15 protein-coding genes are annotated in these 20624 nt (G+C 62.4%); 7 read left to right on the top strand and 8 right to left on the bottom strand.

Annotated features, from left to right (window positions below):
* Positions 1 to 187 precede the first annotated feature (187 nt).
* Positions 188 to 1069 carry a LysR family transcriptional regulator gene (locus EK373_RS04925; protein ID WP_129641610.1) on the bottom strand — a complete coding sequence of 294 codons (882 nt, stop codon included), beginning with the start codon at positions 1067 to 1069 and terminating at the stop codon, positions 188 to 190.
* A gap of 196 nt (positions 1070 to 1265) precedes the next feature.
* Here EK373_RS04925 and EK373_RS04920 point away from each other — a divergent pair, with 196 nt between their 5' ends.
* The 4 genes from EK373_RS04920 to EK373_RS04905 all read left to right on the top strand — a co-directional run bounded on the left by EK373_RS04920 (position 1266) and on the right by EK373_RS04905 (position 5561).
* On the top strand, positions 1266 to 2399 hold the full coding sequence (locus EK373_RS04920; RefSeq protein ID WP_129641609.1) for a citrate/2-methylcitrate synthase: 1134 nt from the start codon (positions 1266 to 1268) through the stop codon (positions 2397 to 2399).
* Between the two features lie 279 nt (positions 2400 to 2678).
* A complete protein-coding gene (gene ilvB / locus EK373_RS04915; RefSeq protein WP_232831015.1) occupies positions 2679 to 4388 on the top strand; it encodes a biosynthetic-type acetolactate synthase large subunit in 1710 nt (569 codons plus the stop codon).
* Positions 4388 to 4744: a tRNA-binding protein gene (locus EK373_RS04910; RefSeq protein ID WP_129641608.1), complete on the top strand. Its 357-nt coding sequence runs from the start codon at positions 4388 to 4390 to the stop codon at positions 4742 to 4744. The genes ilvB and EK373_RS04910 overlap by 1 nt, the downstream gene beginning before the upstream one ends.
* Positions 4745 to 4772: 28 nt before the next feature.
* Positions 4773 to 5561 carry an acyl-CoA thioesterase gene (locus EK373_RS04905; RefSeq protein WP_157994223.1) on the top strand — a complete coding sequence of 263 codons (789 nt, stop codon included), beginning with the start codon at positions 4773 to 4775 and terminating at the stop codon, positions 5559 to 5561.
* On the opposite strand, the gene EK373_RS04900 is transcribed toward EK373_RS04905, so the two are convergent.
* Positions 5558 to 6223, bottom strand: coding sequence for a MarC family NAAT transporter (locus EK373_RS04900; protein WP_129641606.1), 666 nt, complete (start codon positions 6221 to 6223; stop codon positions 5558 to 5560). The two genes, EK373_RS04905 and EK373_RS04900, sit on opposite strands and share 4 nt — an antisense overlap.
* A 31-nt stretch (positions 6224 to 6254) precedes the next feature.
* Entirely contained in the window at positions 6255 to 6962 is a 708-nt protein-coding gene (locus EK373_RS04895) for a TetR/AcrR family transcriptional regulator (RefSeq protein ID WP_129641605.1), read from the bottom strand.
* Between the two features lie 175 nt (positions 6963 to 7137).
* Here EK373_RS04895 and EK373_RS04890 point away from each other — a divergent pair, with 175 nt between their 5' ends.
* The 3 genes from EK373_RS04890 (at position 7138) to EK373_RS04880 (ending at position 11939) form a co-directional block, all read left to right on the top strand.
* Complete coding sequence (locus tag EK373_RS04890) at positions 7138 to 9447, top strand: TonB-dependent receptor (protein WP_129641604.1); 2310 nt, start codon at positions 7138 to 7140, stop codon at positions 9445 to 9447.
* An 81-nt stretch (positions 9448 to 9528) separates the two neighbouring features.
* Entirely contained in the window at positions 9529 to 10287 is a 759-nt protein-coding gene (locus EK373_RS04885; protein WP_129641603.1) for a 3-hydroxybutyrate dehydrogenase, read from the top strand.
* Between the two features lie 425 nt (positions 10288 to 10712).
* The gene (locus tag EK373_RS04880; RefSeq protein ID WP_129641602.1) at positions 10713 to 11939 is read left to right on the top strand and encodes an MFS transporter; all 1227 of its coding nucleotides are present in this window, start codon (positions 10713 to 10715) and stop codon (positions 11937 to 11939) included.
* On the opposite strand, the gene EK373_RS04875 is transcribed toward EK373_RS04880, so the two are convergent.
* The 5 genes from EK373_RS04875 to EK373_RS04855 form a co-directional block, all read right to left on the bottom strand.
* Complete coding sequence (locus EK373_RS04875) at positions 11936 to 13756, bottom strand: sensor histidine kinase (RefSeq protein WP_129641601.1); 1821 nt, start codon at positions 13754 to 13756, stop codon at positions 11936 to 11938. The two genes, EK373_RS04880 and EK373_RS04875, sit on opposite strands and share 4 nt — an antisense overlap.
* Positions 13757 to 13838: 82 nt before the next feature.
* Positions 13839 to 14021, bottom strand: coding sequence for a hypothetical protein (locus tag EK373_RS04870; protein ID WP_129641600.1), 183 nt, complete (start codon positions 14019 to 14021; stop codon positions 13839 to 13841).
* Between the two features lie 14 nt (positions 14022 to 14035).
* Positions 14036 to 14869 carry a DUF4159 domain-containing protein gene (locus tag EK373_RS04865; RefSeq protein WP_129641599.1) on the bottom strand — a complete coding sequence of 278 codons (834 nt, stop codon included), beginning with the start codon at positions 14867 to 14869 and terminating at the stop codon, positions 14036 to 14038.
* Positions 14870 to 14884: 15 nt separating this feature from the next.
* The gene (locus EK373_RS04860) at positions 14885 to 18547 is read right to left on the bottom strand and encodes a DUF4175 family protein (RefSeq protein WP_129641598.1); all 3663 of its coding nucleotides are present in this window, start codon (positions 18545 to 18547) and stop codon (positions 14885 to 14887) included.
* Positions 18544 to 20622 carry a BatA domain-containing protein gene (locus tag EK373_RS04855; protein ID WP_129641597.1) on the bottom strand — a complete coding sequence of 693 codons (2079 nt, stop codon included), beginning with the start codon at positions 20620 to 20622 and terminating at the stop codon, positions 18544 to 18546. Before EK373_RS04855 ends, EK373_RS04860 begins: the two co-directional genes overlap by 4 nt.
* Between the last annotated feature and the right edge of the window lie 2 nt (positions 20623 to 20624).

The raw sequence follows: 20624 nt of genomic DNA, 5'->3' as shown, positions 1-20624 counted from the left end.
CGCTGAAGACTGAAGTAGGTGACTTATCGCGTCTGCGCTGGACGCGGCTCTTTCTTCTTCCCCGGGGCCAACGTAGCACAGCGGACGCATCCGGCGCGTTGAGCAACTCTACCGGCTATCGCTTAGGAGAATGGAGTAAGCAGCGCGCACCAAGGGGTTCGCTGCAAATATTCCAGTGAATGCCAGTTCAGATATTCCAGCGCTCGCGGCACAGCGCCAGGAATCTGGCTCCGGCCTGCGACAACGGCTGATGGCGAAGGTGATAGACGCCTACCTGCCGCTCGATACTGGAAAACGGCAGGCCTTCGATGTGCTCGAGCTCGGGCGGCAGCTCGGTCACGAGATTGGAGACATAGGTCACGGCCTTGCCCTCGGCGACCAGCGCCAGCCGCAGCTCCATGTGGCTGACCTCCCAAACCGACGCGAAGGCGTTGCGCAACCGATCGCCGCTGGGGCGCCGGGCCGCTTCGTCGAGATAGGAAGTCACTAGAGGCAGCGTGCGCAACGTCGCTTGCGGATCGCGCTTGAGCGCTTCGCGACTGGGGTGATCGCGGGCAATCATCAAACGACGCGTCTCGGCGAAGCACGAGTACACCGTGAAGTAATCGGGCATGGTGTGTTGCAAGGGCCCGAAGCCAACTTCCCAACGGCCGTCGGACACGCCATGGACGATCTCGCGGCTGGGCGCGACCGTCACCTTGAAGCGGGTCAGGGGATTGCGCTCCGAGAACTCGCGCAACAGCGCGATACCGAAACGCGCATTGGTGGCGGGTGAAAGCGCCAGGGACAAAGTGGACAACGCACCGGTCTTGATCTGCGCAATGTCCGCTAATGTCTCGCGCTCTTCGTTCAGCACCGTCTCCGCATAACGCAGCAGCCGGATGCCGGCTTCGGTCAATTGCGGCGGATTGCCCCGACGCAAGAGCACCGCGCCGAGCCGATGCTCGAGGTTGGCGATGGCCTGGCTCACCGCCGATTGCGATAAGTTCAATCGTTCAGCGGCGCGACTAAACCCGCCGGCCTCCACCACGGCGTGAAAACAACGGACTTCATTGCGCTCGATCTGCATGTGGTCAATTTTCGCGCAGCAGTCGCAGCTACTGCAAATTCATTGAAAGAAGCGCTGCCTGTCAGCGCGATCGATAAGGGTATAACGCCCGCCGATGCGATCACAGCCGCTGATAAACGCATCGCCGCCGCGGCGTCGTGGAGTAGCGCGCTCAGGCGTAGCTTGAGCAGTCATCGAGGCGCCGCGGGGACGAGTCATGAGCGAGTCATTGCAACACGTTCACAAGGGTCTGGAAGGCGTGATCGCCGACACCACTGCGGTGTCGCTGATCGATGGCGAAGCCGGCCGGCTCTACTACCGCGGATACGCCGTCGAAGAGCTGGCGCGTAAGCGCTTCGCAGAAGTCATGCACCTGGTCGTGTTCGGAACGCTGCCGGATGCCGATCGACTCCAGGAAGTCGAAGACTATTTGTGGATCGCAGGCCGCTTGCCGCCGGAGCTCGCCGCGTCTCTTCGTCAGATCGCGCGGCATGGCGAGCATCCGATGGCGACATTGCAAGCGATCACGAGCTTGCTCGCGTTGGAACCTCCCGCCATCAGCCTGGGCCGATCGCCGCAGGAAGAAGAGGCGCTCATCGTCGCTGCTCGCATTCCCGCCGCCATCGCCACCATCTACGCAGCGCTGCAGGATCATCCCGAGCATCCGTATCCGAGCTCGCGCCGCTATGGCGAGCGTTACCTGCAACTGTTGCACGGCCGGCAGCCCTCGCCGCTCGAAGTCTCGGTATTTGAAAGTGCGCAGATCTTGCAACTCGATCATGGCTTCAACGCCAGCACATTCACCGCGCGCGTGGTCACTTCGACACTAGCCCCGGCGACTTCGGCCCTCTCTGCCGCCATGGGCGCGTTATATGGACCGCTGCACGGCGCCGCCGATCAGCAAGCACTGGAGATGGCGCTAGAAGTCGGCGAGCCTGAACGCGCACGCGAGTTCGTGGCGCAGTGCCTTGCAACCGGGCGCAAGGTGATGGGCATGGGTCATCGCGAGTATCGCGTGGTCGATCCTCGCTCACGCATGATCCGGGCGCTGGCCCAGCAAGCTGCGCATCGGCCTGAACACATCAAGCTGCTCGATGTGCTGAGCGCCGTCGACGAAGCCTTCATCGAGCAAACTCGTGAGAAACGACGCACGCTGCGCGCCAACCTGGAGTTCTACAAAGGCGTCGTTTATCTGGCGCTGGGTATTCCCAAGGAGTTTTTCACCGCGAGCTTCGCGGCCGCGCGCGTGTTCGGCTGGGTCGCACATGTGATGGAACAGCGACAGGACAATCGCATCATTCGGCCCACCGCGCATTATGTTGGCCCCGCTCCACGCGCCCTGACGCAATAAATGAGGTGTTGCACGTCAGCGCACTTGTCAGGTTACGCGCGGGGTGGCTATAGTGCAGTCACGTGACTTAAGTGACTAACCCGCACGTGTCCCATACTTCCTCCCCCATCGCCGTGATCATCAGCCTGATCAACGTCGTAGTACCGGTCGTAGCCATCAGCGACGCGCCGTAGGGGAACTATTAAATTACGAATCAACGACCCCCGTCGGTGCAAAGCCGGCGGGGGTTTTTCGTTTTAAGCGCCGGTTTTGTGTCGATGGGCCCAACAAGGAGCCCTCGTGATCGCTACACAACCGGCCGCTGCACCGAAACGCACTGGCGCCGAGCTCATCATCCACCTCCTGGAGCGGCAGGGGGTCGACATCGTCGCGGGCATACCCGGCGGCGCGTTATTGCCGTTGTATGAAGCGCTGGGCCGTTCGACGCGCATTCGCCACATCCTTGCGCGCCACGAGCAAGCAGCAGGCTTCATCGCGCAAGGCATGTCGCGCATCACGCGCAAAGCCGGCGTCTGTTTCGCAACCTCTGGCCCCGGTGTGACGAATGTCGTGACCGCGCTTGCCGACGCCAAGCTCGATTCGATTCCCTTGGTGTGCATCGCCGGCCAGGTGCCGCAGTCGCTGATCGGCACCGACGCGTTTCAGGAAGTGCCGACCGTCGACATGGTACGCCCCATCACCAAAGCGAGTTTCTTCGTGCGGAATGCGAGCGAACTGTGGCACGTGATCCCGGAAGCCTTCCGCATCGCCGAGGGTGGACGACCCGGCCCGGTGCTGATCGATGTGCCCAAGGATGTTCAGCTTCAACTCTCCGAGTCTGAGCCTGCGAGGGAAGCACAGCGTGAGCAAGCGTCGATCTCCGTGCTCGAAACGCGGCAGCACTTCGATCTCGCGGCTCAAATGATCAATGCGGCCCAACGGCCGGTGCTCTATGTGGGCGGCGGCATCGTCAAGGCGAGGGCGCACGCGGAGATTCGTGAGCTGGCTGAACGCGCCGCCCTGCCGGTGACTTCGACACTGATGGCATTGGGCGCGTTGCCCGCCGGCCACAGTCTGGACATCGGTATGTTGGGCATGCACGGCGCGCGCTATACCAACTTGATCATCGATGAGTGCGACCTGTTGATTGCCATCGGCGCGCGCTTCGATGATCGCGCCACGGGCGATCCAAAGCGGTTCGCCCCGCACGCTCGAATCATTCACATCGACATCGACCCGCGCGAATTCGGCAAGATCAAAGCGGTCGACGTGTCGATCTGCGCCGACGCGGGCTTCGCGACCCGCGAATTACTGAAACGTGTGCAGGCGACACGGCGAGCACTGTGGCTGTCCCGAGTGAATCAACTGAAGCAGGGTCATCCGCTGCGGACACCAGGCAGCAGCGACGTGTGCTCGCCGTATGGGATCGTGCGAGCGGTCGGTGCGCTCGCGCCGGAGGATGTCATCGTAACTACCGACGTCGGCCAGCATCAGATGTGGGTGGCACAACGTTTCCCGTTCATGCGCCCGGATCGCTGGCTCACCTCGGGCGGCCTCGGCACGATGGGCTTCGGCCTGCCCGCCGCCATCGGCGCGGCGCTGGTCGAGCCGGACGCTACAACCGTGTGCTTCACGGGCGACGGCAGCCTGCTCATGAACGTGCAGGAGCTGGCGACGCTGGCCGAGCTCGATTTGAATGTGAAAATCGTGCTGCTCGATAATGCCGCGCTCGGTCTGGTCCGCCAGCAGCAGGAATTGTTCTATCGGCAGCGGTTCGTCGCCTCGCTGTATTCACAACCGAGTCGCTTCGTCGCCATCGCGGAGGCTTTCGGCATTCCGGCATTGGACCTGGGCGGTGCAGCCGATCCGCACGGTGCAATGTCCCGCGCGATGACCGCTCGCGGTCCGGTGTTGATCCGCGTGCCGATCGCCGCAACTCAGCACGTTTTGCCGATGGTGCCGCTGGGCGCCGCCAATACCGAAGCGCTCGATCATGTAGAGGAAATTTGATGACTCAACCAACGCTCGCGCCGCCCATCAGCTGGGGTGACTTCGAGAAAGTAGAACTGCGCGCCGGCACCATTCTGGAAGTGATGGAATTTCCCGAAGCCCGTCGGCCCGCCTGGAAGCTGCGCATCGATTTCGGTCCGCAGATCGGCGAGCGGGTTTCGAGCGCACAGATCACTGCGCTGTACGGCAAGGCAGATCTGGTCGGACAACAAGTGATGGCGGTTGTGAATTTCCCGCCCAAACAGATCGGCCCATTCCGCTCTGAAGTACTGGTCACGGGATTCCACGATGAGGAAGGACGCGTGGTGCTGGTCCGTCCAGAAAGACGAGTGCCGAACGGCGCGAAGCTGCTGTAATGTGCCGCGTCCGAAACAGGGTCCAGCGATGCGTTTCTCCGAGATTCTCGATTCGATTGGTGCGACGGGCGAAGAATTCCAGGTCACGGTCAGCGACGATTGGATGCAGGGCCGCGCCACCTATGGCGGACTCGTTGCCGGAGTAGGAAACGAAGCGATGCGCAAGCTGGTCCCACGCGACCGGCCGCTGCGCTCGCTGCAAACGACCTTCGTTGGTCCGGCCGCCGCCGGGACGTGGCGCATTCGGGCACGCGTATTACGTGTTGGCCGAGCGGTGACGCTGGCTCAGTGCGAAGTGCTCGATGGCGATCAGGTTGCCGCCGTGCAAGTTGGCGTCTACGGCATGGATCGCGAGTCGGCGGTGCTCGTCAAACCGGCTGCAGTCGATTCGCCGCGGAAGGTCGAGGAGATCAACGAGGTTCGTTACTCACCCGATCGCTTCCCTGCCTTCGTACAACACTTCGCGCTGCGCTGGGCGTTGGGGGCGAAACCCTTCAGCAGCACGCGCTCGCCTTCCAAAGTGTTCATTCGCCATCGCGATCCCGCGCCCCTGACTGAATCGCACATCGTCGGCTTGATCGATTGCATTCCGACGCCCGCGCTGTCCATGTACAAGGCGCCAGCCCCGGGCAGCTCACTGGTCTGGATGCTGGAGTTCTTCGAGCACGATCTGGAATTCAGCCCGGAAGCCTGGTGGCGCATCGACAGCGACATCGATGCCGCGACCGGCGGCTATGTGAATCAAACCGGCCTGCTGCACGATCCGAACGGCCGGCCGGTCGCGCTGTCTCGGCAGTTGTTCGCTGTCTTTGGTTAAGCCGCAGCCGCGGCGTGCGCCAGCCGCACCACATCCAGCACGCCGTTGATCATGAACTGCACGCCGATGCAGATCAGCAGGAAGCCCATGATCCTCGCCATCGCGTTCATGCCCGCGATGCCGAGCACTTTCGACAGCCTGGTGGCGGCTCGCAGCGTGATGTAAGAGATCACGCCGACCACGGCGATGCCCAGCGCGATCAACACGTGGCCTACCACGATGTGCTCGGTCTGCTGCGCCGAAGCCGACAAGCCGATGACGACGGCGATCGAGCCCGGGCCGCTCAAGCCCGGCATGGCGAGCGGCGTGAACGACACATCGGCCTTGCCCGCCGCTTCCATCTGCTCCTGCCGTGACATCGCCACGGTATCCGGGAACAGCATGCGAAAGCCCAGGTAGCTCACGATCATGCCGCCGGCGATGCGCAGGCCGGGAATGGAAATGCCGAAGAAGTTCATGATCAGGCCGCCCGCGACCAGGAACGACGTGAGAATGAAGAACATGTAAATGCAGGCGCGCCGGATCTGCTCGGTGCGCTCGTGCTCGTTCAAGTTCGAGGTGATCGTCACGACCATGCCGACCGCAGACAGCGGATTGACGATGGGCAGCAGCGCCACAATCGTACTCAGCACCAGGGTGAGGCCTTGGACAAACCAATTCATGGGCCGACGTTGTACCTGAAACGGCGCAGCTTCAGGGGGCCTTTTTACGTTTCGCCGCCTGCGGCTTGCACAGACGCTCGAAGCCGCTGGCGATGAATGGCGCCATGCGCCGGCCGATGGCTTGGAAATCGCTGGATTTGCACAGCCCCTCGGATAGCCGGTCGATGCGCCCGGTCTGCGACAGCGTGAGCGTCAGCGCGCCGGAGAGGAAGTGATAGCTCCAGTACAACTCTTCTTCGCTGACATCGGGCAGCGCCTGACGAAGCGCGTCGATCAGATGATGAATCACGTTGTCGAAAGTGCGGCCCATGGTTTCACCGCCCCAGGCCGGCGTGTTGTTCACCTGGGCGATCAACGCAAAGTAATTGTGCCAGCGCTGATCGCCGGTAGCTGCCCGCTGCAGGATGGGCTGTAAAAACGCATCGATCACGCCTTCCACGCTGATGGCGCTGCCGGCCGACTTCACATAGGCGTCGATGGACTCGATGCGCTCCTTGTTGATGATCTCCGCCCGGCGCTCGAACACGGCATCGAACAAGCCGCGCTTGGTATCGAAGTAGTAGTGCAACAGGGCGGTGTCGACCTTCGCTTCCTGCGCCACCTCGCGCACCGTCACGCCCCAGAAGCCATGGCGCGAAAAGTGATCTTCGGCAGCGTCGAGGATCCGCTCCCGCATGTCGGGCGCGGCGTCGGTCTTCAACGGCCGGCCCCGACGGACTTTGCGGCGTTTGGTGCTCATGTTCGTGGGTTGGGTAAAAACCCTGACAGCATACATGGTTAGCTCTCGGCAAGTATTCATCAACTGCTGAATAATTGACAGCGAGCGCCGGTGGAGGCAATCTCGTCAATAATCATCACCTGATGAATAAATCCAGGCCTGCATCGCATGACGGGTCAGTTAGGGGGACTTGAGCATGACTGCCTATACTTCTCGGGGCGCCTTGCGCCTGTCGATCGCCGCCATTCTCGCCGCACAGCTGCCGACACCGGCCAGCGCGCAATCGAACAATGACGCCGCCGTTACCAGCATCGAAAGCGTCGTCGTCACTGCACGCCGGCGTGAAGAAAGTCTGCAGGACGTGCCTGTAGCGATCTCCGCGCTCACAGCGGATCAGCTGCAGACCCAGAACGTCCGCACGCTCGAGGATATGACCGCGTTCGCGCCGAATATCAAAGTGAACGCCGGCCGCGCCACCAGCAGCACGATCAACGCATACATCCGCGGCGTCGGCCAGAACGATCCGCTGTGGGGCTTCGAGCCCGGCGTGGGCATCTACATCGACGATGTTTATATCGCTCGCCCGCAAGGCGCGCTGCTGGACGTTTACGATGTCGAGCGCATCGAAGTCCTGCGCGGGCCGCAAGGCACGCTGTACGGCAAGAACACGATCGCCGGCGCGATCAAATACGTAACGCGAGATATCGCGACGGATGAGGCGGCGCTGAATGTTTCAGCGACTGGCGGCAGTTACAACCAGCGCGAAGTCAAAGTTGGCGGCTCGATGCCCGTGGTCGACGAGCACGTCTTTCTCGGCGCTGCGGTAGCCTACCTGCGACGGGATGGTTACGGCGAGATCGTCGACGACGGCCGGGCACGCTCGTACAACCGCGTCGGACAGGATGTTTCTGACAAAGACGTGCTCGCGGCGCGCGCCAATGCGACGTTTGTCTGGGGCGACAGCTCCAGGCTGCGCATACTGGCCGATACCGTGCAGGACAACTCGAATGCTACCGGCGGCCAGCGGCTCAACAATCTCACCGTCGCGGCCGGTCCGGCGGCCGGCACCTATCCGCGCTTGAACGATCGCTACGACCAACGCACCGACATGCCGGTGGACCGCGATCGCTTCATCAACAAAGGCGTCGCCGCGACGTACACCCAATCGCTCACCGACGCATTGGACCTGAAGGTCGTCGGCGCGTATCGCGAAGGCGAGGGCCGCCAGTTCATCGACTTCGACGAGTTGAACGCCAATCTGTTCCAGGTGCCTGCCCAGTACAGCGACGATCAAACCAGCGGCGAAGTGCAACTGACCTACACCAGCGATCTGGTGCAAGGCGTCGCCGGTGTCTATTACTTCACCGGCCAGGCGACGGGTGCGTTCGACGCCTCCTTAGGCTCGCTGGGCCTGACCTCGCTCACTAAAGGCAGCGTCGATACCGACAGCATCGCGGTGTACTTCGATACGACCTGGTCGCTGACCGACCGCTTGAACCTGAACGTCGGGGCTCGCTGGAATGAGGACGACAAAGAGGCGACCGTGTTCGTCGCCCAATATGCCGGCGTGCTCGCGCCGAACGCTACGCTCTTCAATGAGCGCAATGTGCCTGCCGGGTTCACGCTGATCGCCGTGCAGAGCGACTACACCAATGACCGCAGCTTCTCCAACGTCTCGCCGCGCCTCGGCATGGACTTCAAGCTCAACGACGACCTGATGCTGTATTTCAGCTACGCCGAAGGCTTCAAGAGCGGCGGCTTCGATATGCGCGGCAATCAGCTCGCCAATCCGAATACGAGCAATGGTTACGACTCCGAGACCGCGGACAACTTCGAAGTGGGCATGAAATCGGCGTGGTTCGACGACACCTTGCAGCTGAACCTCACTGCCTTCTACACGCCATACGAAGACATTCAGATCACGACGCAGGAGTTCGTGATCCGCAATGGCATTCCGGTCAACGCCACTGCAGTGCTGAACGCGGGCAAACAGGTGAACCAGGGCGTGGAACTGGAAACGATGTGGCGGCCAGTCGCGGGGCTGACGCTGGTGGCGAATGTGGGTTACCTGGACGCGGAGTTCGAAGAATTCTTCACTTCCTGCCCGACGCCGGCACCCGGCTGTCGCGTGGATCTCAGCGGCTTCAACGAACCGATCAACTCGCCCGACTGGACGACGTTCCTCGGCGGCACCTATGAGTGGTCGCTCGGGGCTGGCGACATGAGCATTCACGCGGGTTATCAGTACCGCAGTGCTACCAAGGTCGCAAACACGACTGCGAGCATCACGGATCAGGATGCCTATGACATTCTGGATCTGGGCGTTGCCTACACGACCGCGGATGAAACCTGGCGCTTCGCCGTCGAGGGCAAGAACATCCTCGACGAGGAATATCGAGTCGCAGGTTATGACTTCGGCGCGACGGGCCCGACGGGTGGGTTCAGCCAGATAGGTTTCTACGGACCGCCGCGGACCGTCTCGGTAACCGCAACGTATCGTTACTAATTGCGAATCGAACGTTCCAGGTGTCGTGTTGTGCGCCCTAGCGCCACAACACGGCTTCTGAAAAGCTGATTGACCGGGCTCATGGCTTCTAAACATCGCATCCTGATCACCGGCGCGGCCAGCGGCATCGGCCTGGCGCTGACCGAACACTTCGCGGCGGGCGGCCACGAGGTCATCGCTTGTGACTTACAGCAGTCCGCGCTCGATTCGTTAAGAAACAGTGTGCCTCGGATTCGTACGCTGGCGTTCGACTTGTCGGATGCGAAGCAGATCGATGCGGCGTTTGCGTCTTTGGGTGAAGACACGCCGGATATCCTGATCAACAACGCCGGCCTGCAATTCGTGTCGCCGCTGGAGGAGTTTCCGCCGGAGAAGTGGCAGCTCCTGATTGCGGTGATGCTGACGGGAACTGCTTTGCTGACGCGAGCTGTGTTGCCGTCCATGCGGAAGAGGAACTATGGCCGGATCGTGAATATCGGCTCGATTCACGCGCTGATCGCGTCGCCGTTCAAGAGCGCGTACGTGGCGGCGAAGCATGGTCTCGTGGGCTTCAGCAAGACGATTGCGCTGGAGACGCACGACGCGGATATCACGGTAAACACCGTGTGCCCGGGGTATGTGAAGACGCCACTCGTCGATGCGCAGATCGCCTCACTCGCCAAGACTCATCACATGACGGAGCAGCAGGTGGTCGAGGAGATCATGCTGAAGCCGATGCCCAAGCGGGAATTCATTACCACGGATGAATTGGTTGGATGCGTCGAGTTTCTGCTCAGTCCGGCGGCGCGGAATATCACGGGCCAGTGCCTGGTGCTGGACGGTGGTTGGACTGCGCAGTAATCCCAGATGTTTGGCAAGGGGAAGCCCGGCCGGAGTTCAGTGCTGCCGCCCCCTCTCCGCGTCCAGCGAAGCGCAGACGCCCGAGAAAGCGCCCCAGCCCAACGCTCCCACCTTGGACGCAGGACAAAGCATCGAGTCGCGCATCTTAGAGCTGGGGAAAGGTGGGGGTCTCGGGAAGTTCGCAAGCACGGTGACTGTACCGCCGCCGCCATTCGAGCAAGCCGTTGCACGTTGGCAGTACCGAAGACGCTCGCCAGTTTCCCGAGACCCCCACCTACGCCCCAGCTCTGCCGTCAGGCTGCGCGCAACGCGAAGCGACAGCGCGAAGCGAAATCCGGCCAGGAGAACGGTGGCGCGTTAGCTCCGCGCGAAGCGAGCGAAGCGCACTAAACTACGCTACCGAGACCAACGAGGCCGAGTGGCCGATGACTCGTAGCTACAAAATTACCCTGCTGATCGCGCTCTACGTGGCGCAGGGCCTGCCATTCGGCTTCTTCACGCTCGCACTCCCAGTGCTGCTCCGAGAGGCCGGCTACTCGCTCACGCAAATCAGCCTCCTCAGCTTCGTAGCACTGCCTTGGGTATTGAAGTTTCTCTGGGCGCCGTTCCTCGATCACACCGGCACCCGCCGCGCCTGGCTGCTCTTCTTTCAGTTGGCCTCGATCATCGGCGCTTTGCTGTTGACGCAGGCCGACCCGAGCAATGGCTTGATGGTGCTGATCATGGCCGCCTTCGCGTTCAACATCCTTGCCGCGTCTCAAGACGTGATCACGGACGGGCTCGCCGTTCGCATGCTCGATACCAAGGAGCGGGGACTCGCAAACGCTATTCAGGTGGGCGCGTATCGCTTCGGTATGATCCTTGGCGGCGGTTTGCTACTCAGCGTCTTCGCGCGCACCAACTGGCAGGTCACCTTCGTTTGTATGGCCGCCTTGCTGGCACTCACGGTGCTACCGACCTTCTTCCTGAAGGAAACAAGGGCCGCTACCGACGGTGCGAAATACAGCGCGAGCGAACTGCTCATCGGCTGGGCACACAGGCTGATGCAGCCGGGCATCCTGTGGTTCGCCGCCATCATCTTTCTATATCGCTTCGGCGATCAGATGGTGGCGACCTTGCTCGGCCCGTTTCTCATCGATCAGGGCATGAACAAGGAAGCCATCGCGTTGATGAAAGGCACCGTCGGCTCCGCCACCAGCTTATTCGGTGCACTGATCGGCGGCTGGCTCGCCTTCAGTGCCGGCCGGCGAACGGCCGTGCTCACCAGCGGCATCGCGCAAGCAGCGTCGTACACGCTCTACATCGCCGCCGCCGTGGGCATGGGCGGTGTTTCACTACTCTGGGTCGCGACCATCTGCGAAGGCGTGATCGGCACCATGGCGACCGTCGCGTTGTTCACCTTGATGATGGACGCGTCCGATCCGGAACACGCCGGCACGGACTACACCTTGTTCGCCAGCCTCGTGGTTGTGATGGGCCCGATCGGTAACGTCTCGGGCGCGGCGGTCGCCGACGCAATCGGCTATGCACCGGCCTTCACGCTGGGATCGATACTGGCACTGGCCGGCACACTGCTAGTGGTCCGCATGCTCGATCACAAGCCCGTGCCCGCTCGCATCGAGCAGGTGTGGCGTCGAGCGCCGGCGAATTAGGGCAGTTCGATCGTGAAGGTCGAGCCTTCGCCCGGCTTGCTCTGCGCCCACACCTTGCCGCCCAGGCGTTCGATCGCCTTGCGGACCAGGGCGAGGCCGATGCCGGTGCCCGGATATTGGTCGTCCCGGTGCAAGCGCTGGAACAGTTTGAAAATGTGATCGTGATATTGCATGTCGAAGCCGATGCCGTTGTCGGTCACCGCTAACAACACGCCACCATCCTTGCGACGACAGACGACCGCTATACGCGGTGTCTTGGTATCGCGCGTGTACTTCAACGCGTTCTCCACGAGATTACGCAGCGCCAACGACAGGCCACTGGCGTCGACACGCACCGTCATCGGCTCGACGACCACGGTCATCACGATTGCGCGCCGTTGTATCTCGTCCTGGTAGGGGCTCAGCACCTGATCCACCAGCGACGGCAGGCTGATGACGCTGGCCTGCATACCGCGACGGTCGATGTGCGAGTACGACAGCAGATCGTCGATCAGCGTCGACATCTTCAACGAGCCGCCACGGATTCGTGACAGGTGCTCGCGCGCCCGCTCGGTCAGCAGCCCTTCCATCTCCTGTTCGAACAAGTGCGCGAAGCCGTTGATCGCACGCAACGGGGCCTTCAAGTCGTGAGCGACGGCATAAGAGAACCCTTCGAGCTCCTCATAAGCGCGCTTGAGCTCGGTGGTGCGCTCGCCGACGCGTTGTTCGAGCGCCGTGGTCAGCTCGCGATAGCGCTGTTCGCTATGGCGCAACTCGATATTCGCGTCCTGCAACTGCTGATTGGCGCTCATCAGCTGATCCGTCAGCTGCTGCGATTCGCTTTGAATCCAGGCTTCGCGTGCGCCCAGGATCACGGCGAACAGGATGAAGATCGTCGCCGACAGCCAGATGACGCGCGGCGTGAAAGCCGCCGAGCTGCTCAATGCCACGACGATCATGATGACGATCAGCAATGCCGGCATCACTGCCTCGAGCCAACGCTCGCGCACCTGCGTCTTCTGCGCGATGTCGCCTTGCTCGCGCTTGCTCAGCCACGACTGCTCATGCGCGGCAGCGGCCACCAATCCGAACATGAGCAGCCAGCTGACGTTGACCAGGTCGTCCGGCAAATAGCTCTCGGTCAGCAGGGCGTGCGCATATGCGAAGTTCGACACCGCATAGATGCAAGTGCCGATGACGATCAGCAGCATGGGCGTCCACGACGCCCCCCAACGGAAGGTCCACAGCGCGCTCAGCGTGAATAGAAACGTGCCGGCGACCAGCACGGTGTGTGCAACACCGATCCAGAGAAACGCGGGCGTAACATCCGCGTTCTGAAGCGCCGGCTCCAGCATGCCCAGCACCACCGTAACTGCCAGGCAGCAAGTCACGAGCCCGAGATTGCCGACATGCTTGAGAGTAAACGGCTCGCGGTTGCGAGCCTCGGGCAGCTGCACGACCCCGACCATGATGAAGAGCGCGAAACCGGTGTAGAAGATCTGGTTGAGGCTCGGGAAGGGCTGCTGCACCTCGAGTATCAGGTGCACATAGTTCCAGTGCAGTTGCCCTAACAACCAACTGGTGCAGGCGGCGGTGATCCACAGCCAGGCGCGGCGTCGGTCGGGCTCGACCTGACGAGCGGAGCGGAAGCAGCAATACGCAGCGGCAGCAGCCGCCACCGTCCAGGCCAGGTCGTTGATCCAGCGCTGGACGTCGTTACTCGCGACGTAGATGGCGACGGCGTATACGACCAACCCCGCAAGCCACGCGTACGCGAGCGCCCAACGCGAATGCGTCGTCTCCATCTCCGTGTTGATCTTGTCTGCTTCGGCTGCCACGGCCGGTAGTATGCCTGCGATGTCAACGATGCGTGCGGCCGTGAGCGGCCGGCAATGACGATCGTGGGCAGCGGCTGCACGCTCAAGTCAGTTTGATGCGCTCTTCGCCGCAGCGCTTGCAGCGCTCGGTACTCACCAGACGTCCCTGCTTCACGTCGAAACGACGACCGGACAGCACTTCCCACTTGTGAAAGCCCGAAGAACACAGCGTCTTGCCTTCGGCGCGCTGCTGTTTGGCCTTCTTCAGATTGATGACGTTGGTCATGGTCGCATGTGAGTTCAGTGCGTCATTGCATACACCACCACATTCACACCGACCATGTAGGAGCGCGTCGAAAAGGTCTCGAAGTACCACTCGCCATAGGCCTCGCGCTCCCAGCCGTCGCCGACATCGGTGTTATGGGTGGCGAGCACCATGATACGGCCATCGTCGTCCAGCCACGCGCGCATCTGCGGTGTGTCGAGGGAGCCGGCGGGAAACTTGTGTGCGCCCGGCGATTCGGCCGTGCTGCCGCCGGGGCTGGCGAACGGCAGCGCCGGAATCTGCGGCATCTCCTGGAGATCGAACACCGTGTGAAAGATGGGATGATCCAGCGTGAGCACGCGCCATTCTCGATTCGGCAGCACGGTGCGCATCACGTTGGCGAACTGCTGCCACTCCGCATCGCCCCAGAAGTCGTCGACCCAAACGAACCCGCCGCGCTTCAAATAGTTCGCGAATGCGGTGCGCTCTTCTTCCGTAATGACCATGTAACCGGGATCGGACATGTAGAGCATTGGGAAATCGCCGAGGTCGGGCGCGGTGAGCAGGCGGCTTGCGGCCTTCGGCGCGACATTGATACGAGTCAGCTGTTTGAGGCGGTGACCGAAGTTGTCGTCGCCTTCGGGAAAATCGGTCTCCCAACGCGCCCATACGCGGCCGTCGTAAGCGTAGTAAGCCTCGCCCATGCCGCCTTCGCTGTCGTAGATGGCGCGAACCAGATTCAGTCGCGACAGATCGGCGGGAGCGGACGCGCGCCCGCCATCGCCAGTGATGAGATTACTGCCCGCGAGCGCGCCCAGCGTCGCGAAGGCGCCGGTGGCGAGCATCGAGAGGTGAAGGAGGTTCCTCATGAGCAACCGTCACGTTCAGCGATTCCCCAAGCGACGGTAGTACTCGGCCACGGCCTCGCGATAACGCGGCGAATCCGGCGATGGCAACGTTGCGTGCGCCGATGAATCGCCCTTGGCGCGAGCCGCGGCATTCAAGGCAGTCAGTTCGATTTGATCGATGACTCGCAGCATGGCCTCGCCCTGATCGGCCAGCGGATCGCCATTCAGCCGTCGCAATTGATTCGCGTGACGGCGCAGCGCTTCCAGCTCTGAATCCGTCAGCTCGCCCCCCGTCATCCGATTCGTGAGCTCGCGAATGCGCTGACTGATTACGCTGGTCTGTCGAGCCAATGAGCCACGACCGTCTTCGAGCGTGTTGAGTCCGCGCGCGGGAATGATCGGATTCCAGGCGGCGAGGCCGTTCTGAGCGCCCGCAGTACCTCCACGCGAGCTCTGCGACTGCGACGTGCCGCCCTGGCGCGAGCCCGGCGAGCCTTTGCTGCCATCGGCCTGCTGACCTTCGCTGTTGTCACCGCCTTTTTTATTCTCGCCCTTCAAGCTTGCACTGCGAGCGTCGTTGTCGCCGGCCTGGTCGCCTTGACCTTGGTTCGCATCGCCTTGCTGTCCCGCTTGGCCGCCTTGTTCCTCGCCAGAGCGTTGCGCGCTCCTCACAGCACGACGCAGCTCGGCGACCTCGGCAAGCAGGTCGTCTGTCGTTGCCGAGTCGCGCTTCTGCGAACGTTCCGTCGACGCTTGGGTCGCCGCCTCGCGCAGGTCGTGCTCGAGCGATTCGAGCGCGTCCGTGATCAGCCCTTCACGAGGCGCTGCCTCGCGGGCGCGGCCATAGTAGACCTCGGCGGCGCTGCGATTGAGCCGATACATCACATCGGAGCCTTCGATATCCCGCACGATCTCACTCAGACGCTGCGTGCTCTTGGGTGTCTTCGTGCGATGCTCGTGGACGGCGCCGCGCATATCGCCTTGCAACTCCGATAGCTCGGAGGCCAGGCGTTGCTTCGCTTCGACCAGGTCTTTGACTTCGCGTTGGCTCAAGCCGCCACGACCGCTGGAACGGAACGTCGACTCAGTTCCCTGCGACATGGATTTGTACAGCTCGCCTTCGATGCGGCGCTGGTCGTCCAGCATCTGGCCGCTGCGATCCGCGAAGCGCTCGAGCGTTTCATCCAGCCGTGAGCCGTCGGGCCTGTCGATCTGCTTCAGTGCCTGGCGCAGATGCTTGCTCGCTTCCTTCGCTGATTGAGCATTCGCCTCGTTCTCGCCTTGCGACTGGTTCGCCGCGCGCATCTGCTCCAGCGCCTGCTCGACCGACTGCAATGCCTGCTCGACTTCGGAGCGCTCCTGAGCATTACTGCCGCTGTTGCGCTGACCTTTATCGCCAGCATTGGAGCCGCTCGAACCGCTCGAACCGCCGCCCTGACTTTGCCGCGATGAGTTATTGGCTTGTTGCTGTTGCTGAGACGACTGCTGCTGACGATTCAATTCATTGAGCCGGCGGCGCAGATCTTCCGCCTCACGCCGCAGTTGTTCCTGCTGCCAGCGCTGCTCTTGCAGAGCCTGGGCATTGCGCTGCTGTTCGGCAAGTTTCTCCTGACGCTCGGCCAGCTCCTTCAGTTTGCGGATGGCCTCGCTCAACTCCTGCTGACTGTTCTGCTGCGACAGCTGCGATTCGCTTTCGTACTGGCTCTTCTCGACATCCATTTCGAGCTCGAACATTTCGCTGAAGTTGCGCGCCGCCTGCGAGCCTTCGCCGCCGCCGTCCTGCTGCATGGAGACCTGCACTTCCCGGAACGCCGATTCGGCACGCAGCAGTTGTTGAAGCGCCTGCTGTTCGGGAGTGACTGCCTGCTGCAAACGGAAGGCGGACAGATGTCCGGCTGCAGGCTCCATCAATCCCGCCGCGCGTTCCAGGCTCTCGACGAACGTCTTCACTCGTTCGTCCGATTCGACATCCATACGTGCGCGCGTTCTTTGCGCCAACGTGCGAGCCTGCGTCGACAGCGTCGTCTGGAAGTCAGCCAGCATCCGCGCGCTGTCTTCGAGTTGTTCGCGAGAGCGGGCATTGCGTTCGTCACTTCGCTGCAGATTCCACGTGGCCAGCAGGATCTCGCGCTGACGCTCGGAGATCGCGCCCTGCTCGTCGGCCATGCCGCCACCGCCGCCGCCACCGCCTTGTCCTTGCTTGAAGGTGCGCTCGAACGGCTGGACCTGAACCATGAACAGATCGGTCTGCACGGTCTGCTTGCGATCCTTGGCGACGGCGTAATACGACACCAGATCGCCCGGCACGAGCCGCTGCGCATCCGCGGCCTTCGCCCCCAGATCCTCCATGCTCAGCAACGACTCGTTCTCGGAGCGCTTGGCGCCGCCGCCCACCGGCATCTTCTTCCACTCGCCGCCATTGACGGAGTAGAGCAATGAAACATCGCGCAGTTTGAAATCGTCTTCGGCCTGGATGTGCACCGGCACTTCTTCGATGCTGGTGGCGCGCCAGTCGCGGCCGGGCTTGCGAATCTCGATGGTCGGCTTTTCGTCCGCGACGATTTCGATCGTGTACTCGTCGCTCAGCGCCACGAACTCATCCGCGACGCGTGCACCGATCTGATACTTGCCTGGCTCCTTGACCGCGATGGTGCCGGTGTTGGCCTGGCCGTCCGGCTCCAGTTCCTGGCTCAACCCGTCGACGATCAATGCCGGCGCATCCAGAGGCGCATCGGCGAAAACTTCGACTTTGACATCCGTTCCCGCGACCGCGCGAATGTCACGCGACTCCTCATCCGTCGTCGCATCGAGGCCGGTCCACTCCGGATACTGATACGTCAGCCTGACACGCTCTATTCTCGGCAGGTCGACGACACCGATGTTGTGCTCGGCGCTGCGAACGCCATCGGCCTCGACGTAATAAGAGAGCGGGCCGCGCACGGCGTACAGTTTGAAGTCGAACAGGCCTTCCTCCGCCGAGCGCATGGGAGCCGCTTCCCATTGCTGTTGATCGGCGAAGCGCACGAAGACCTGCGTCTGATCCGGCCGGAAACCCTCGATGGTCGCCTGGATCGCCACGTCGCTGTTACGCCGGACGGTTGCATTGCCCGGCTCGACCGTCACGCGCTTCAGAGTGATGGCTTTGCTTGGCAGCTCCGCGCCCAACAACAAGTGACGACTGCCGAAGCCCCAATACGATGGGCCGACGCTCAAGAGCAATGCGAGCGCGACGACCGCGACGGCAGCGATCGACGCCGCAAACATGAACCGACGCTGCGAAATGATGGCTGATGGGGGAGTTTTCTCGGCGATCTCAGCCGCGTCCGCGGCGAGCAGCTCGATCAGCGGCGACGCGTGTCCTTCAGCTTCACGTCGTTTGCTATCGAGATAGGTCTGGATGCGGCCGTGCTCTGCCGGCAGGTGCTGCTCGAACACTTTCGAGCCGTCATCGCGTTTCAGCCGCCGCAAAGGCAACCACAGCAGAATCAGCCCGACCAGCAGCAGCAACACCGCCAGCGCAACACGAGCGGAGATCGCGATCGACGCGGCGAAGCCTTCGTGATTGAACAGCCAGACGGCAATGCACGTCAGCAGCAACGTGCCGGCGGCGCCGACCGCGCCGGCGCGCAGATATATATGTGCTCGCAGCCGGCTGCGTAATTCAGCCAGATAGCTTTCGAGTCGTGCACGTGAGGTCATTGCGGCACCTCGCGACGAATGGCCAGATGCCGATTCGCCAACAGTGTTTCCGCCAACAGCAGGATGGCGGCCAACCACAGCAGCCAGGGGCCGAGCGATTCCGGCTTGGCTTCGGCAGCAGGCGCCGGGGCAACCGCCGACGTCGGCTCCTGCGCACGTAATGCCTGCCAGCGCGCGATGAAGTCCGGAGGTAACGTGGCGAGATCCGATTCACGCACATCCACGTTCACCGCCAGCCAGCGCGCCCCTTCGCTGCCGCGAATCTCGTAAAACCCGGCCTGGTCGGGAATCAGACGGTCGGTCGTACTCTGCGCCAGCGCCAATACCCGACGGCCCTGTGGATCGAATATCTGCCCGCCGCCGCCTGCGGTCAATCCGGTGGTAACGGTCGAGCCGACCAGCGCACTGGTCGTGGTCGCCTCGGCCTGCGTCAGGTAACTCGCGGCCGAGCCAATGAAATGAACGAATAGCGGGTGGATCGCCATGTCGCTCCAGCGCCGGTCCACCGGCACCGTCAGGATCAACATCCGACCGGCGCCGAGCGTGCGCTCGATCAGCAGCGGCATGCCGTCGTCGAGCGCGATCAGGACTTTGTCGTCGGCCGTCGGCTGAATGGTGCGCTGTCGGAAGAATCGCACCTGGTTCCAATCCGCCGCTTCGCGCAGCACCGGGTGCGTGCTGGCAACTTCACCGACCTTGCCGGTCCGGTTCTTGACCTCACCGCTGTGCAGATCGCCGAGCAGCGGATCGTCCTTCTCCTGTGCCTCGCCCAACGTGGCCAGTACCGCACCGCCGGCGGCCACATAAGATTGAATGCGCCGAGCCGCGGCGCTGGACAGCGAGCTCGGATCGGAGACGACGATCAACGAATATTTGCTGAGCCCGCCGGAGTCCATGGAGTTAGCCACGCGCTGCTCGACAGTCAGTCGGGGCGCGGAGAGGGCGCCGATCGCCGCGGCGAAGTAGGCCGTATCGTCCGATTCCGTATCGCGCGAGATCAGCAACGCAGTTGGATCGGCCTGCTCGATGACAGAAAAGAAACGATCGTCTTGCGACAACTCGTCGCCGGGCTCGAGCACGACCTCCATGCGATGCGCACCGGGACTCAGGTTCAGGTCGCTGAAGGTGACTTTCGTGAACGAGGCGCTATTGCCAGTTGCCGGCTGCGCGACCGGCTGGATGGAGAGGTTGGCCTCGCGCGCCGTGCCACCTTCACCAGCCACGATTTCTGGCTGGGCCGCAGCGGCCGCGAGCGTCACAGTCTTTCTGGAGATTTCTTTATCGTCGACGCGAAGAATCACTTCGCGCTGCTGCGGTTCAGTGACCGAGCTTCCCACCGTGGCTTGCAGCGAATGCGTGTCGAGGGGCATCACCGTGGCGCCGGCGATAAAGATGTTGCCGGCGGCTCCATCGCTCACGTCGTGCATCACGAGCTGCGTCTGTGCCGGCAGCTGCAAATCGGCGAAGCGTAACGGCGCCGCGCTTCGTTGCATGTCCGAAATCAAGTGCAGCAGGACCTTCGGTCGCGGCGATCCGAGCCAGGAATTCGCGGTGCTCATCGCGAAGCCATAGTCGAGGCGCTCGATGCCGGGCTTGAGATCTTTCAACAAGGTGCGCACTGCACCGGCATTTCCCGCCGGCGTGCTCTGGCTCACGACAGCAATGCGTCGACCCGAGCCCGTCAGCAGCATCACGCGATCCGATGAGGGAAGTGCGGCAATGACACTCTCGGCCTCTTGCAAGGCCCGCTGCCAGCGACCTCGGTGCTGCATGGACAACGACGAATCGACCAGGATCGCGTGCAGCTGCGCGTTGGCATTCGGCTGCGGCACCATGCGAGCGGTCAGCAGCGGACCGGCGAACGCGAGCACCAGCGCGATCAGCAGCAGGATGCGGGTAACCAGCAGCAGCCAATAGCGTAGCGTTCTCTTTGCGGTGCGCTGAGTCTCGCTCGCTTCCAACAACATGAGCGAGGCGAACTGATGCTGAGTCGGATTCGCGCGCGCCACGCGATGCAGCCACAGCGGCAATCCGATGGCCAGCAATCCGAACAGCAGTGCAGGCGCGAGAAACATGG

It is taken from the genome of Peristeroidobacter agariperforans, from assembly GCF_004138335.1.
GTDB classification, from domain to species: domain Bacteria; phylum Pseudomonadota; class Gammaproteobacteria; order Steroidobacterales; family Steroidobacteraceae; genus Steroidobacter; species Steroidobacter agariperforans.
This window is presented reverse-complemented; position numbering and strand designations above follow the sequence as displayed.